Source organism: Verrucomicrobiota bacterium JB022, from assembly GCA_030673845.1.
In the GTDB taxonomy this organism is placed as follows: Bacteria; Verrucomicrobiota; Verrucomicrobiia; order Opitutales; family Oceanipulchritudinaceae; genus WOUP01.
Map to the genome: position 1 here is coordinate 171,327 of JAUTCQ010000021.1, position 16,072 is coordinate 187,398.

Genomic DNA, 16,072 nt, shown 5'->3' on the forward strand with positions numbered 1-16,072 from the left:
AAATCCTGTTCGTGGGGTAAGAACACAATTCAACGTGTTTAGTTCCGTAAAAAAGGCGGATAGGTGGAATTTCTGCTGGACAGATGGTCGCCTCACGCTGCGGAAGCGATGCCATTCCTAAGCTAACGACTCCGCGTGCGCAAGGTCGCTTCTTCCACATTTGTCGCGGGCTCGCGGATGCGGTTGGCCCGATTGCTCACGTTGTTGCCGTCGTCGGCTCGCAGCCCGATAAACGTAAGGGAAGAGATGACCGTGAATCCGCCGAGGATCCAGAAGGTGCGATGCAGCCCCGCAGCGAATGCCTGCGGTTCTGCCTGCTCCAGCCCGCCCAACAGCAGGATGGCGAGGAAGGAGGCGAGTGCGATGCCGAAGCTCATCGACATCTGCTGCCCGGTGCTGGTGATCGATGACGCGCCGCTGGTCCGCTCGTTGGGCACATCGGCATAGGCGAGCGAGTTGACGCTGGTAAACTGCAGCGACATGAGAAAGCCGTGCAGGAAGGCCAGCCCGACGATCAACGCGATGGGCCGGCCGGGCTCGATCAGCGAATACGAAGCGATTACGCCGCCCAGCAGCACCGTATTCCAGCGCAACGCGACCCGGTGGCCGATTCGCTTGAGGATGGGGCCCGTGAGGAATTTCATCAGGATGGCCGCCGCCGGGGCCGGCATCATCAGCAGGCCTGCCTTCCAGGGCGGGAAACCCAGCCCGATCTGGTAGAGCAGCGGCAGGAGGAAGGGCATGCCCGCGATGCCCAGCCGCGTGACGAAGCCGCCCACCACGGAGATCCGAAAAGTGCGGACCTTGAAGAGGTCGAGCGCGAGCAGCGGGTGCTCCTTGGTGCGCGCGGTGATCACGTAAGTCACCACCAGCCCCACCCCGAGTGCCGCAATGAGGGCCACCGTCGCCATGGGCAGCGTGTGCTCGCCCAAGACCTCCAGCGCGAAGGCGAGCAGCCCTACCCCACTGCCAAAGAGCAGGAAGCCCACCCAGTCCAGCGGGGGCGAAGTCTCCGAGCGGTAGTCGGGCATGTGCTTGCTGGAGGCGAGCACGCCGGCAAAGCAGAACGGGAGATTGACCCAGAAGATGAAATGCCAGGGCAGCCACTGGACAATCAAACCGCCCGCCAGCGGACCGAGCAAGGGCCCGAGCAGACCGGGAATAATGACGAAGTTGAGCGCGCGGATCAGCTCCGAGCGCGGATACGTCCGCACCATCGCAATCCGGCCCACCGGGATCATGAGCGAGCCCCCCGCCCCTTGCAGGATCCGGGAGGCCACCATCATGGGCAGGTTGACCGAAAGGCCGCAGAGCAGCGACCCGAGGGCAAAGAGCGCCATCGCACTGGTAAAGGTGCGGCGTGTGCCCAGCCGGTCTGCCACCCAGCCGCTGATCGGGATGAACACGGCGAGGCTGAGCGCATAGCTCGTGAGCGCAGCCTTGAGGCTCAACGGCTCCACACCGAGGCTCTCGGCCACACGGGGCGCAGCGGTGTTGAGGATAGTGGCGTCGAGCGTCTCGATGAAAAACGCGATGGCCACCAGCCAGGGCAGCACGCTGCGCAGAGTTGGCTTGGGTTGCGAATCCATGAAGGAAGGGGCGGCCCACGATGAGCCGGTGGCGCTCAGGTCATGGCGCATCGGGGGGCGAATTGCCACCCGATTTTGTTGAGTAATGCTACTACCTCAATCTTGAAGCAGTTACTTCAAGTCAGCGAAGCCCGGTAGATGCTCTCGATGGAGGCGTCGAGCGTCTTGGTAAACTCTTCGTCGCTCTGTTGCGCAGTCAACCCTTCGAGCAGCGCGCGGGAGAAGCTGGCAATGATCTTCGAGTTCTTGCTGAGCTGCGCATTTGCCTCTTCCCGGTCGTAACCGCCGGAAAGCGCCACCACGCGGACCACGTTGGGGTGGGCGCGGCAGGCTTCGTAATAGCCGGGCTGGCTGGGCAGGGAGAGCTTGAGCATCACCAACTCGTTTTCTTCCAGCTGGTCGAGCTGCTCGACGATGGCTTCGCGCAGGAGCTTCTCCGCCTCGGCCTTGGTGGGAGATTTGATGTCGACTTCCGGTTCGACGATCGGCACCAGCCCCACCGCGCAGATGCGGCGGGCATATTCAAACTGCTGGGCAACCACGGCCTTTACCCCTTCGATGCTGGCCTTGTGGATGACGGAGCGCATCTTGGTGCCAAAGATCCCTTCCTGCTTGGCCCGCTGCAGCAGGTGGTCGAGTCTATCCATCGGCTTCATCAGCTGCACGCCGTCCCGCTCTTTCTCCATCCCTTGGTCGACTTTCAGGAACGGCACGATGCGTTTTTGCTCCCACAGGTAAGTGGCGGTGGGCTGCCCCTCGACTTTGCGCTCCATCGTGGCCTCAAAAAGGATGGCTCCGATGATGCGTTCGTCGAAGGCTTCGTTGCTGATGATGCGGCTGCGCATCTGGTGCACGAGGTCGTACATCTCGGCCTCGGTCTGGTATGCATCTTCTTCGATGCCGTATTCGCGCAGCGCCTTGGGCGTAGAGCCGCCGCTCTGGTCGAGCGCGGCAATGAAGCCTTGGGCGGTGCGCATCTTCTTCAGTTGATCGTAAAAATTGGCCATGATGGGTCGGGGTTCCGTGCTGGCTTCAAACGCCGCATCGCTCCCCTACCCTAGGCGCGTTCCCGCTGCTTGTCGAATTGCCACCGCGCGTTTGTCGAACGGCGCTCTAATCTGATGAACGGCCCGCATCGGCTGCGGCCTGTGCGCGGAGCGAAAGCTCGGCGGCCTTGAAGCTGTGCGCCTGCGTCATGGCCTGCTCGGTGCCGTGGAGTACATCGAGAATGTATTGGCCGAAGAAGGGAAAGCCGACTTTGCCCTGGCAATCGATCAGATGCTCGCGCTCCTGGTCGACGAGGTAGATCTTTTCGCCCCCGTGGTCTTGGCCCACGTCGAGCTGCTTGCGGATCTCCAGCGTGCCCTTGGTCCCGAGTGCAAAGGTGCGGCCATCGCCCCAGGAGCGCAGGCCGGCGGGGTTGAACCAGTCGAGGCGACAATAGCAGGACGCGCCGTTGTTCAACGTGAGCGAGGCTTCACCAAAGTCTTCCAGCTCCGGGTAAGCGGGGTTGGCGAAGTTCTCGACCCGGGCGAAGTTGACCACCCCATCGGTCGCGCCCGTGTAGTGGAGGAACTGCTCGAACTGGTGCGAGCCGATATCGGTCAGGATGCCGCCGTAGCGGGCTTTCTGAAAAAACCAATCCGGACGACCGGCGGCGCCAAGGTTGTGTGGAGCGAGGTTGATCACCTGCAGCACCTGCCCGATGGCCCCTTGGCGGATGAGCTCGCCTGCGTGGTAGGCGGCTTCACTCAACAGGCGCTCGGAGTAGCAGCACATGTAGCGCTGCCCGGTGTCGCGCGCAGCTTCCCAGGCCCGTTGGAGCTGGTCCAGCGTCGTGAAGGGCGCCTTGTCGGTCAGATACTCCTTGCGCGCCCTCAGCACCTGCAGGCCGAGGTCGCACCGCTCGTCGGGGATTGCGGCGGAGGTGACGATGCGTACCCGGGGGTCTTCCAGAATCTCCTCGAAGCACGCCACCCGCTTACAATCGGGGTAGTGCTGCAACACCTTGGCCGCCTTGGCGTCGTCGGGCTCGTAGATCTTGGTCAGGGTGCCCCCGGCCTGCGCCAGACCGTCGATCTGCATGTAGATATGGCCGTGCTCGAAATGGCTGGCGGCAAAACAGCATTCGCCGGGCGAGACGACTGGCTTCGGTTGGGGGCCCGAGGGCGCGTAGGGAGATAGCTGGGGCATAACAGAATGCCCGAAGATGCCGCAGCGGGCGAGCGGCGTCGATGGTCAATGCTGGTTTTGAGGCCAAACAGTCAGATTCCGGCCCCTAATGCGTGACATTTTGGCGGCTAAAGCCCAATTTCGGCCAAAACGGTTGTGCGACCGGGAGAGATACTTTAGGATATGCGGTCGGGTTTTTCCGGCCCCGTAGTGTTAGCCAGATGAGCTTTCCGCTTCAGTCGAAAAGATCACCTTTTCTCTCACCCTTACCCGTGGCGGCCCGCTTCGGAATGGGCGGCTTTCGAGCTTCCCAAAAATCCGCAGGCGCGTTGCATTTCTTGATTGTTATTCACGACTTTTGACGCATTTTCATGGCCTCTCCCATTGCCACAAACCCTTCAGAAACACAGACCGCGTTGAACCGCAAAAATCCGTTGTTGGACAAATGGTCGCTCGAACAAGCGGCCGATCTCTACGGCATCAAGAACTGGGGGGCGGGATACTTCGATATCTCGTCGTCCGGTGACGTCTTGGTGAACCCCAAAGGCGAGCCCGGCCTGGCCGGCGCCAGCCTCCGCGAAATCGTGGAAGGCTTACGCGAGCGCGGCTGGGACATGCCCGTGCTGCTGCGCTTTGAAGACATCCTGGCCTCCCGCCTGCGCCTGATCAACGAGTCCTTTGCCAAGGCCATCAACGAGTATGGCTACAAGGGCAAGTTCCGGGGCGTCTACCCGATCAAGGTCAACCAGCAGCAGCAGGTCGTCGAAGAAGTCACGACGTTCGGCAAGCAGTTCCACCACGGCCTGGAAGCAGGCAGCAAGGCGGAGCTGATCACGGCCATGTCGTATCTCGACGATCCGGAATCGCTCCTGATCTGCAACGGCTACAAGGATGCGGAATTTATCAACCTCGCCCTCAGTGCGCGCCGCCTCGGCATCAACTGCGTCATCGTGATCGAAACGATGATGGAGCTGCCGCTGATCATCGAGCGCTCCAAGGCCATGGGAGTCGAGCCGCTGATCGGCGTGCGCCTCAAGCTCTCCAGCAGCGGCAGCGGCCACTGGAAGAGCAGCGGTGGCGACCGCAGCGCCTTCGGCCTCTCCACCAACCAGATCATCCAGGTGGTGGACGAACTACGCAAGGCCGGGATGCTCGACTGCCTGCGCCTGATGCACTACCACCTCGGTTCGCAAGTGCCGAACATCCGCGACGTGCGCAATTCCGTGGTAGAAGCTGTGCGCACCTACGCCGGGCTCGTAAAGGAAGGCGCCCCGATGGGCTTCCTCGACCTCGGCGGCGGCCTCGCCGTCGACTACGATGGCAGCGCGACCAACTTTGCCAGCAGCTGCAACTACACGATTGGCGAATACGCCCGCGACATCGTGGAAGTGGTCATGACCATCCTCAATGAGGACGAGATCGCCCACCCCACGCTGATTACGGAAAGCGGCCGCGCAACCGTCGCCTACTACTCGGTGCTGATCTTCAACGTGCTCGACGTGAGCCGCTTTGCGCCCAGCAGCAAGCTGCCGGAGCTGCCCGAAGATGCGCACGATTACTCCAAGCACATCCTCCACGCCGCCAAGTCTCTCACCCGCAAGAACATGCAGGAAGTCTTCCACGACAGCCTGTATTACCGCGACGAGATCCGCGAGCTGTTCAAGTATGGCAAGGTGAGCATCCGCGAGCGCGGCCAGGTCGAAGGTATCTTCTGGGCCTTGACGCAGAAGATCGCCGAGATGCTGAAGCACGAAAAGTATGTGCCCGACGAGTTCGAGAGCCTCAACGTGGCCATCGCCGACACCTACCACAGCAACCTGAGCGTCTTCCAGTCTTTGCCCGACATCTGGGCCATCGACCAGCTCTTCCCGGTGATGCCGATCCACCGCCTCGCCGAGGCCCCGACCCGCCAGGCCGTGATCGCCGACATCACTTGCGATTGCGACGGCAAGATCGACCGCTTCATCGACCTGCAGGACGTCAAGAACACCCTGACCCTGCACGAACTGGAAGAGGACAAGGATTATTACCTCGGCGTGTTCCTCGTCGGTGCGTATCAGGAAACCCTTGGCGACCTGCACAACCTCCTGGGCGATACCCACGTGGCCAGCGTGCGCGTCGACGAAAAGGGCAAGTTCGAAATCCGCTCCGAAATCGAGGGCGACTCGATCGCCGATGTGCTCGAATACGTCGAATACGACCCCAAGGAAGTCGCCAGCCGCTTCCGCCGCCGTGCGGAAAACGCCGTGCGCGACGGCCATATCTCCAGCCGCGAGCGCAAGCAGATCATGGAAATCTACCTGCGCAACCTCAACGGCTATACCTACTACCAATCCTGAGCCCCCAGTCTTAGCCCGAAAATGAGCAAAGTCCTGATTATTGGAGCCGGCGGTGTCGGCAGCGTGGTCGCCCACAAGTGCGCCCAAGTGCCGGAAGTCTTTTCCGAAATCGTCCTCGCCTCGCGCACCGTGAGCAAGTGCGACGCGATCGCCCGCGAGATTAAGGAAATGCAAGGCCGCGACATCCGCACCGCCAAGGTGGATGCGGACAACGTGGCCGAAACGGTCGCCCTGCTGCGCCAGGAAAAGCCCGACCTCGTCGTCAACGTGGCCCTGCCCTACCAGGACCTCCCGTTGATGGACGCCTGCCTCGAAGCCGGCATCGACTACCTCGATACGGCCAACTACGAGCCGCGCGACACCGCGAAGTTTGAATATAGCTGGCAGTGGGCCTATCAGGACCGCTTTGTGAAGGCCAAGCTGATGGCCCTGCTCGGCAGTGGCTTCGACCCGGGCGTGACCAACGTCTACACCGCCTACGCCGCCAAGCACTTGCTCGACGAAATCCACGAGCTGGACATCATCGACGCCAACGCGGGCAACCACGGCCAGCCCTTTGCCACCAACTTCAACCCGGAAATCAACATCCGGGAAGTGACGGCCCCCTGCCGCCACTGGGAAAATGGCGACTGGGTGGAAACCAAGGCCATGAGCTGCCACCGCGGCTACGACTTCCCCGAAGGCATCGGCGAGCTGAATATCTACCGGATGTATCACGAGGAGCTGGAATCGCTGGTGAAGCACTTCCCCACGATCAAGCGCGCCCAATTTTGGATGACCTTTAGCGCCAACTACCTGAAGCACCTCGAAGTGCTCCAGAACGTCGGCATGACGCGGATCGACCCGGTGGTCTACAATGGGCAGGAGATCATCCCACTGCAGTTCCTCAAGGCGGTGCTGCCCGACCCGTCGTCCCTCGGTCCGTTGACCAAGGGCCAGACCTGCATCGGCATCGTCGCCCGCGGGATCAAGAACGGCGAACGCAAGCAGTTCTACATCTACAACATCTGCGACCACGAAGCCTGCTACCGCGAGGTCCGCAGCCAGGCCATCAGCTACACCACCGGCGTGCCCGCGATGATCGGCGCCAAGATGGTGCTGCAAGGCAAGTGGCGCGGCGAAGGCGTCTTCAACATGGAACAGTTCGACCCGGATCCCTTCATGGAAGCCCTCAACCAACACGGGCTGCCGTGGAAGGTCGTCGAGCAACCGGTCGAAGTCCTGAACTAGCCCATTGATGCAAGACCCGCACCTGAACAACATCGTTCAGCAGGCCCCCTCCCCGTGCTTCGTCGTCGACCTCGGCGGGCTGCGTCGCAACCTGGCCGTCCTCGGTCAGGTGAAGCAGCGCACGGGTGCCAAGGTCCTGCTCGCGCAGAAGGCGTTCTCGCTCTTCCACGTCTACCCACTGATCCGCGAGACGCTCGACGGCGTCTGCGCCAGCGGCCCTTGGGAAGCCCGCCTCGGCCGCGAAGAGTTTGGCAAGGAAGTCCACACCTTTGCCGCCGCCTACAGCGAAGCGCACATCCACGAGCTGCTCGAGTTGACGGACCACCTCGTCTTCAACTCCGTGGCCCAATGGAAGCGCTTCCGCCCCCTGATCGAAGCGGCTCCCCGCTCCATCGACTGCGCCTTCCGCATCAATCCGGAGCACAGCGAGGGTGCGGTGCCGCTCTACGACCCCTGCGCCCCCGGTTCGCGCCTCGGCATCCGCTACGACGACCTGCAAGGGGTGTCCCTCGACGGAATCAGCGGCCTCCACTGGCACACGCTCTGTGAGCAGAACTCCGATGCGCTCGACCGCACCCTACGCGTGGTCGAGAAGAAGTTCGCGCACCTGCTCGAGCAAGTGGAATACGTCAACTTTGGCGGCGGTCACCATATCAGCCGACCCGATTACAATCTCGACCTCCTCTGCGAGTGCATCGAACGCGTGCGCAAACGCTTCGGCGTGGAAGTCTATGTTGAGCCGGGCGAAGCCGTGGCCCTCAATGCGGGCGTGCTAGTCGCGTCCGTCCTCGATGTGGTGGAAAACGACGGCCTCAACGCCATCCTCGACACCTCCGCCACGGCCCACATGCCCGACACGCTGGAGATGCCCTACCGCCCCCATATCATCGGCAGCGGCGAGGCCGGCGAAAAAGCCCACACCTACCGCCTCGGCGGCATGACCTGCCTCGCCGGCGACGTGATCGGTCAATACTCGTTCGACCAGCCCCTCAAGGCCGGCGATCGCCTGGTGTTTACCGACATGGCGCACTACACGATGGTGAAGACCTCGTTCTTCAACGGCGTGCAGCACCCCGCCATCGCCACCTACGACCCGGAGACCGGCCACTTGGAGGTCTTGCGCGAATTCACCTACGCCGATTTCAAAAACCGCCTCGGGTGAAGCAGTTGCTCCGTCACGCTTCCGAGATACGGCTGACAAAAAAACGTCACTTTTTCTCGGAATTCCGTTGACGGATCCGAAAAAATAAAGACTATCAGAAATAGATCTTGATTCGAAAGCGAATCACGCCATTCTAAAACTTTTACTTTCAAAGATGCAGGGTGGAGCAGTCCGGTAGCTCGTCAGGCTCATAACCTGAAGGTCGTTGGTTCAAATCCAGCCCCTGCACCCAATTTACCGGTAAAAGCCGCTGATTTTCAGCGGCTTTTATTTTTGACCAGATTTCTGGCATGCTCATGCGTCGGGACGTTTGCAACTTTTAACACCGGTGAACACCCCTGAACACGTCCCAAACTTGGGACAATGTCCCAAGTCCAGCCGGCAGCGTGTCCCAAGTCTCTGAGCCCGCTGATGGCGCGGGCTTGCGGTGCAAAGCACGTTAATATGTCGCAATGGCCCGTGTTTGTGATGCTCAAAGTCTGTGGGGAGGGCATTACCTTGCAGTTTTGACATCTGAACTCCTCCAGTCCCGGCGTGCAGCCTCTGTCAGCTACCAACACTATTGCCAGCCTCGCTGCTTCTACGGTTTTGCCACCGAACCGAACTGATGTGCTACTGGAAAATGCGTGAGGAGCCCCTCTAGCGATGTTAAAGGCGGGGAGCGCCCTGGCAGTTGTCCTTTCGGCTTCAACGTCTATGCTGACAGCACCAAATGATCCACTAACAAGTCCCCGACTGCGAGATACGCCTGAGGGCCGAGGACAGAGGCTTTGGCCAGAGGCACAGAATAGCCGCTCTGGCGCGTTGATATAACCAGCCTCAGACCTCTTAACCGTAACTAGTGGACGCCATCAGGCTTGCCCCCAAACCTTCGGAGTATCTCCGCTCGGATGATCTGCCAATTTTCCGAGTTCATCTTCTCCACTTCGGCCAGGACCTGGTCACGAGCGTCCGGCACTGAAGCAGGAAGACCAGTAATGACAGTAGGCAGCTTACTGAACGCCTGCCTTGATTGGTCCAGGCTAAGCTGAATGTAGCGATTGATAATGACCTCAACCGTGTTGTTGCCCACAACCTTTTGCAGGACCGAAATAGGGACGCCACTGGCCACCGCCAAGGTGATAAAGGTCGTTTTAAGCGCGTGAAATCCGAATGTAGACGCGCGGCGACTGCCTTTTTCTCGTACGACCTGCAAGCTCTTCTCGTCCGCATCGTCAAGATTGAACCCGATCGCCAGCAGGAGCTCCTTTAGCCGCTTGTCAAGCAGTTTGGTATTTCGGGAATACTGCTTTGCCACAGCGGGATAAACAAAGTCTTCAGGGTTACCAACTCCCCTACTGATCAGAACGTTTCTTAGCCTTGGGAACAACGGAATAGCGACCTCCTTTCCTGTTTTCCGAGTTTTTATCCTTATGCATCCCCTATTCAGATCTACCTCTCTCCACCGGAGCTGGCAGCAATCTACCAACCTCATGCCCGTGCTAACACCTACCGCGATTAAGAAATGCAACTGTGGATCATCCTGGCAGCGGTCCAAGATCACCTCTATCTCTTGTTGTGAGAACGCACGCCTTGAAATTGAGTCGTCCTCTAGCTCTTCTACTTTTTCAAATGGATTCCGACTGAGATACTCATAATATACCGCCGCGTTGTAAAGCGCCGAGAGAATTCCCACGCGCTTATTGATTGAACCGTTTGTCAGCTTTCCATCATCCAGATCACTGACATATAATTTGCAGTGGCGCGACTCCACTGTCCCTAAATCCTCAACCGAGAATTTTTGCTGCATATAGCCCGCAAACATGCTCAACTGACGCCGAACCTCTTCGCCATGTTTTGGGCTTTTACTCTTGCGTTTGCGCGGCTGCTTAAGCCAGAGAGCATAGAGCTTGTCCGTTGTTAACCTTTCTGGGGTCGGCGCCAATTCGCTATGACCATTACGGCTCCACTCAGCTAGCACCTGAGCGGGGTTGTTGGATCTTTGCAAACGCGCAGCCAGTTTAGCCTCCTCTTCCAGAGCCAGCTTGCGCGAGGCTTCAAACTCAGCGTCACCTGGGCTGGAAATGCGATACCCCTCTGGTGGCACCCCTGCATACTTGCACCTCAAAGCAATCTTTTTCCTCTTTCCATCCATGCGCATGACTGAAAAGAAATAGGGACTTCGACTAGATATTTCTAAGCTCATCTTAGCTTTTTTGTTTGCCGCGCAGGGCGCATGATTCGGAGGAATTGGTCAACTGTTTCAGGCGTCAACTTTCCGGCACACCCCCTGTGAAGCAAGATACCATGACGCTTGGCCTCAGCATATAACGACGTCCGGGAGGCTCCCAGCACCTGGGCGAGCCGTGCAACCGTCATTGGCCTTGCCTCCGGATGCATCATTCGCTCCTCCGAGTTCTCCAGCGCGTCTAGCACGCGCTGGCGCTGCAGTTTTCCAACCGTTTCGTCTCCTGTTATAGCAAGCTCGATCAGAGCTCTTGTCGTTTCTTTCATATGCTATATTCTGATCTTCGTTCAGAAAAAACGTAAACGTCCCTTATATATCTGATTTTCTGAATCTTACGCAAAAGTCGGACTTTTCCGTCTTTCGATTGCAACCTGCAAAACAACAACATATACCATCAATAATGCTCAGGTTAACGGATGCACCAGTGACTCATGTTTCCGCCAGCTCTCTTCGTCTTGATCTCCATCGCCAGCTCAGGACCAGAGACCTAGGCAGCGATATCAACTGGCCTATGGACTATCAGTACTACCGTTGTATAATTGACCATTTCCAGACCGTTACGTCCCGCTTGGTTACAGAGATACTGCGTGACGGCTTTAAGACCCCTCTTTTGGTCCATGGATCTACCATCGTCCACGGGTTTTTTCGTTTTCACGCGATCCAGCAGATCATAGGCCGAGATCAACAGTGGCCCGGGATGAAGGGGCCAGACCTTATCCCTTGTGTAAGACTCAAATGGACGCCCAGTAAACAATCTAAAGATCTGATGGCTATTAGCATTAGCGAGAATTGGACTGACAAAAGATCACACAGCTTCGAAAGGAAGCAGCGAATACTGCTGATTCTTGCTGCTCAGCTGTTAAGCACCAACCGCTACATAGACTGCGCAGGACGGCCCAGAAGTCGCTGCAAGCCATTGCGTAAAGCACTAGCGGAGCTAACAGGGGCCTACAACAAGGAGATCAAACTTTACTTACCCGGTCGCTACGCGATTGATCAAGAAGGCTACCTGACTAGCAGGATGAAGGGCAACTTAACAAAAGTGCTTGGCCCTAGAGAATATTAGGGGTTGTAGACGAATTCTGTCTGTTCTCGCGATTAGGAATGAAGCCTAAGGTAAACGTAAACTAAAGTAATAGCAGGACGTAGACGCTAAACATGCCATGGGCGATACGCCAAAAAGCCGACGGCTGGTGTGGCCGTCGGCGAGGAAGACGCAAAGTTCCGCTATCGCTTCAGGCGCGGCGGCGGCGCCAGGCGGCGAAGCCGAGGGTGAAGAAGCCTGCGGCGAGCGCGTAAGTAGAGGGCTCCGGAACGGCGGCAGTCGAGACGACATCGCTCCAAGAGGTGCCGACGAGGTAGTTATCGAGCGCATAGGTGCCGGAATCGACACTGGACCGTAAACGTAGCCCCACGCCGCCCACCTCGTTGATGAGCGTTCCGTTCGTCGACTCCACCGACGTCGAAAGCTCGTCTGTTGGATCGATCCAGAGGGTTGAAGTGCCCGTGGAGAGGTCGTAGCGAGTGACGATGAGGTAGGCCGTGTCCAGATCGCCGGCGGTGGCCGTTTGCCACGTGGCCTGGCTGGCACTGGAGGTGTTGGTGATGCCCCATTGCAGGCCACCGTCGCTCAAGCGATAGGTGAGGCGGCTCGCGCGGGTACCGGTGGAACCTTCAGCAGTCAGGAAGGCGATGTAGCCTGCGGAAGAGGTGGGAGCAACGGACGCTTGGAACTGGAAGCTGGTGTAGACAAAGCCGGTGGTGGCCGAGCTGGAGAGCGCGGCGCCGACTTCGCGGTTGGTGGAGCCTCCGATGGCTGAAAACTCCGCCACCAACTGCTCGTCCACCACCCGGTAGGTTTGTGCGTAGGCCGAGTCGAGAGTCGACCAGTTGCCACCCGCCACGGAGACAAGCTCGCCATCCATGTAATCGAAGGAATCCGAAAGGAGCACGGTGGCACTCAGTTGCGAGGAGAGAATCAGGCCGGCAATGACGGCCGCCAGAGGAGTGAGAATGGGGTGCTGTGAGTTCATAGGATAAGCCTGTTGCGGGGAGTAGATCCGCAGCGAGGTGCCCGCAGGCTGAAGGACTCGCAGCCGAGCGCTCAACGGCAGCGCCGCTTTTATTGAAAAACGAATCTCACGGCACGTCACCTCGACCACTTCTCAATAAAAACGCTCCTACCCTCGCCGGCGATGTGGACCACCGGCAGATCCAAAAGGGACACAGCGGAATCTACCCCACCCTTTTACTCCATGCGTTTTACCCTCCCTCTCCTTGGCGCCTTCCTGTCTGCGGCAGCCTGCCACGCCTCGATCACTGGGCCCGATGGGCTCCAATACCCCGACTGGACACGAGCCGGGATTAACGGCGGCATTCCTGCGGTGGCTTCGCCCGCAGTTGACCTGACTGTGCACGGCGCCGACCTGGAAGACGATGCTGCCGCAATTGAAGAAGCCGCCGCCAGCCTCACCGGCGGAGGTGTCGTCAACCTTGGAGCGGGAACCTATTACCTGGACCGGCCGGTCGTGATCCGCCAAAGCGGTGTCGTCCTGCGAGGAGCAGGCCAAAATGCAACGCGGATCGTCTTTCGCTGGAACGGACCAGAGAACAATCCCGAGATTCTTTGGCCAGCACCGGGCAGCAACGTCTACAAGAACTCGTGGATTCAGGCCTTTGCGGATCCGCAGGGGCTGAAAAAGATCTCGATCCTGGTGAATGGGGTCGTGGTGCAATCGGCTTCTCGACTGAAAGACGATGAACCCATCTGCAGCCTCTCAACCAACGGTCAAAAAATCCTAACCAAGGCGGGCGGCACTGGCAGTGTCACCCTCACCGTGCAAGTGGACTACTACGAGAAGCCCACTCGTAGCACTTCGCAAACGATCCAGCTGCAGGCGACCACGGACGGCCCATGGATCTTGCCCAATGAAAGCGGAGGCGTCGGACTGTTGGGAGCCATTACGTTTGCAGGCAGCCAGCCCACCTTCAACAACACGATTTACTCGCAGCGGACCTTAAAGCAATCGGCGATCCGTGGGAGTGAGGTGCTGGAACTCGGCTCCGGCCACGGTTTCGAGGTGGGAGACAGGCTGGAGATCCAGGCTCCGCCGACGGAACGCTGGAACGCCGAAACAGGGAATCAGATCACCTTTGGGACACACCGGGCCAATCAATATAAGGTTGTCGCGGTAAACGGCAGCAAAGTCGTTGTCGATGCGCCTTTGCGGATCGACTTTCCCATGGAAGATGGCGCTTTCGTGCGGCAGCTGGATCCCATCGAACGCTGCGGGATTGAAAACCTGACGCTGGAGCAGACGAGCGATCTTTGGGTCTGTGGTGTGTTGTTCAGCCAGAGCTGGGAATGCTGGGCGCAAAACGTGACCGTCCGAAAGGCTGGTCGCCACCCGCTCTACATGGTCAGCTCCAAACACGGAGAAATCCGCGACTGCACGATGATCGACGCCGGCTGGAAGGGCCATGCCGGCAGCGCCTACGTCGGTTGGGATCAGTCATACGACTGCCTGATGGAAAACGTGACGACGGCCTTCCTGCGTCATGCACCCCTGTTCCAGTGGGGCGCGGCCGGCAACGTGATCCGTAACAGCACCTTCTACGGCAGCGACGCGCAATTCCACGCCGGTTATACGCACGAAAACCTCATCGAGAACTGTGTCGTGCTCTCCAACACTGGAGACGGAGGGTATGGGGGCGCGCTCTACTCCGCTAGCGACACCAGCCACGGTGTCAACGGCCCGCGCAACGTCATTTACCATTGCGACTTCAGCGCGCCCAACGACGGCTACTACAATGGCGGGGCGTGGTTTGGCGGTGGCAACGATGACTGGATGATATTGCACAGCCGCTTCATGCTCGACCACGAGGGCGCAATCTATCTGCGCGATCGGAGCCGTGACCACCTGTTTTACCACAACGTCTGGGCGTTCGGCGAACCGGGTGGCGGGGTGCATTACGACAATGAGACCTCATCCGGAATCGAGATCACCGGAAACGTCTTTGACGGATTGGCCGCAAGCGAACTGGCCAGCGGGCTCATGCAACCGGCACTGGCTTCCGACAATACTTTTCTCGACCGCACTGAACCAGTTGTCTTGGAAAGCGCTGGTTTCGAAGCCGCCCTGGCAGGCTGGACAACCGAGGGAAACGGCGCGCTCACCACGACAGAAGCGGCACGGGTCGGCACGTACGGCCTTCGGCTGACTGACTCTAATACCGATACCGCGGCGAGCGTATCTTCAGCGGTCTACCCAGTTGAACCGGGGCAGACCTGGCAAGCCCGCGCCTGGGTGCGCTCCGTCGAGGCTTCCTCGCAGGCAGGCGTGCTCGAACTGCAATTTGTGAACGCCTCGGGCATGGTCTTGACCGGCTACAACAAGGTAATCAAGGACTACTGGACAGCATGGCGGCGCATCGCGGTGAATGGAGACGCACCACCAAATGCGGCTGGCGTCCGGGTGGTATTGAGGACTTACGAGAACCGCATTTCGACCGTCGACTACGATGGTATCGGATTGGCGCGAGTTCCCGTTGCGCTCGCTAATCCCGGCTTTGAATGCGGTCTGGTATTTTGGTCAATCGAAGCTGGTGAACCTCAGGCTTCCGCCGATGCCGCCTACACGGGAGGGCGCGGCCTGGAGCTCGTCAACATTGGCGAGGCCGTAAAAGTAGTGAGCCGTGCCATGCCTGTCGTTGTGGGAGAGACGGCGCAGATTCGCATCCGCGCGAGTGTGGTTGACGGGCAGGGCTTTGCCGTTGGATTGCGCTTTGTGGATCGCGATGGCGCCCTCATTATGGAGACGCTGCACCTGCTGCCCCCAGGCCCCGCTCCTTGGCGCCAATACGTGCACCGCGCGATGGTTCCCGCAGGCTCGGCCACGCTGCAGGTTATCCTCATGGCCGAAGCCGAAGGCAGCGGCAGCGGCAGCGCCTACTTCGACGATGCTTTTGTACTGACCGCGCCCGCCTTGCCTGAGGCTCCGGTTCCTTCGATCTTTGCGTGGCAAAAGGAACCCAACCCCGCCCTGGCGCGCGGATTGGATGGAACGCCGATAGGGCTGAAATTCGCTCTTGGCCTCGGACCAGATTCGGATCTGGGCGATCGAGGATTGCAGATCGAAGCCGAAGGCCCCGTATGGACCCTTTCATGGCGGCAACCCAAGGCGCGCGACGGGTTCGGGCTTGAGTTGCAACGTTCGACCGACCTTCGCACTTGGGACGCTGTATACAGCACCGAACAGGAGGCCGACGCCGATGCGCTCGTCGAACACGCGGCTGAAGTTCCTGCCTGGGGCCAGCCGACCTTTTTCCGCCTGGCGGTGCCCTGAACCCACAG

General features: G+C 59.4%; 9 protein-coding genes and 1 tRNA gene. 5 read left to right on the plus strand and 5 right to left on the minus strand.

Features of this window, described 5'->3' with window-relative positions; translation table 11 throughout:
* Positions 1-122: 122 nt before the first annotated feature.
* From Q7P63_17105 to Q7P63_17115, 3 genes are all read right to left on the minus strand, one after another.
* Entirely contained in the window at positions 123-1,589 is a 1,467-nt protein-coding gene (locus tag Q7P63_17105) for a DHA2 family efflux MFS transporter permease subunit (protein ID MDP0501816.1), read from the minus strand.
* Positions 1,590-1,705: 116 nt separating this feature from the next.
* Entirely contained in the window at positions 1,706-2,596 is an 891-nt protein-coding gene (locus Q7P63_17110) for a fructose bisphosphate aldolase (protein ID MDP0501817.1), read from the minus strand.
* A 106-nt stretch (positions 2,597-2,702) separates the two neighbouring features.
* The gene (locus tag Q7P63_17115) at positions 2,703-3,782 is read right to left on the minus strand and encodes a Gfo/Idh/MocA family oxidoreductase (GenBank protein ID MDP0501818.1); all 1,080 of its coding nucleotides are present in this window, start codon (positions 3,780-3,782) and stop codon (positions 2,703-2,705) included.
* A 395-nt stretch (positions 3,783-4,177) separates the two neighbouring features.
* Here Q7P63_17115 and speA point away from each other — a divergent pair, with 395 nt between their 5' ends.
* The 4 genes from speA to Q7P63_17135 all read left to right on the plus strand — a co-directional run bounded on the left by speA (position 4,178) and on the right by Q7P63_17135 (position 8,724).
* The gene (speA, locus tag Q7P63_17120) at positions 4,178-6,100 is read left to right on the plus strand and encodes a biosynthetic arginine decarboxylase (protein MDP0501819.1); all 1,923 of its coding nucleotides are present in this window, start codon (positions 4,178-4,180) and stop codon (positions 6,098-6,100) included.
* Between the two features lie 21 nt (positions 6,101-6,121).
* Positions 6,122-7,330: a saccharopine dehydrogenase family protein gene (locus Q7P63_17125; GenBank protein MDP0501820.1), complete on the plus strand. Its 1,209-nt coding sequence runs from the start codon at positions 6,122-6,124 to the stop codon at positions 7,328-7,330.
* 7 nt (positions 7,331-7,337) lie between these two features.
* Positions 7,338-8,492 (plus strand): carboxynorspermidine decarboxylase, encoded by a 1,155-nt coding sequence (gene nspC, locus Q7P63_17130; GenBank protein MDP0501821.1) that lies wholly within the window; start codon positions 7,338-7,340, stop codon positions 8,490-8,492.
* 155 nt (positions 8,493-8,647) lie between these two features.
* Positions 8,648-8,724, plus strand: a tRNA-Met gene (locus Q7P63_17135).
* A gap of 606 nt (positions 8,725-9,330) precedes the next feature.
* On the opposite strand, the gene Q7P63_17140 is transcribed toward Q7P63_17135, so the two are convergent.
* Both Q7P63_17140 and Q7P63_17145 read right to left on the minus strand, forming a co-directional pair.
* Entirely contained in the window at positions 9,331-10,632 is a 1,302-nt protein-coding gene (locus tag Q7P63_17140) for a site-specific integrase (protein ID MDP0501822.1), read from the minus strand.
* A 1,322-nt stretch (positions 10,633-11,954) separates the two neighbouring features.
* A complete protein-coding gene (locus Q7P63_17145) occupies positions 11,955-12,752 on the minus strand; it encodes a hypothetical protein (GenBank protein ID MDP0501823.1) in 798 nt (265 codons plus the stop codon).
* Positions 12,753-12,974: 222 nt separating this feature from the next.
* Between Q7P63_17145 and Q7P63_17150 the strand changes: the two genes are divergently transcribed.
* The gene (locus Q7P63_17150; protein MDP0501824.1) at positions 12,975-16,064 is read left to right on the plus strand and encodes a right-handed parallel beta-helix repeat-containing protein; all 3,090 of its coding nucleotides are present in this window, start codon (positions 12,975-12,977) and stop codon (positions 16,062-16,064) included.
* The last annotated feature ends 8 nt before the right edge of the window (positions 16,065-16,072 follow it).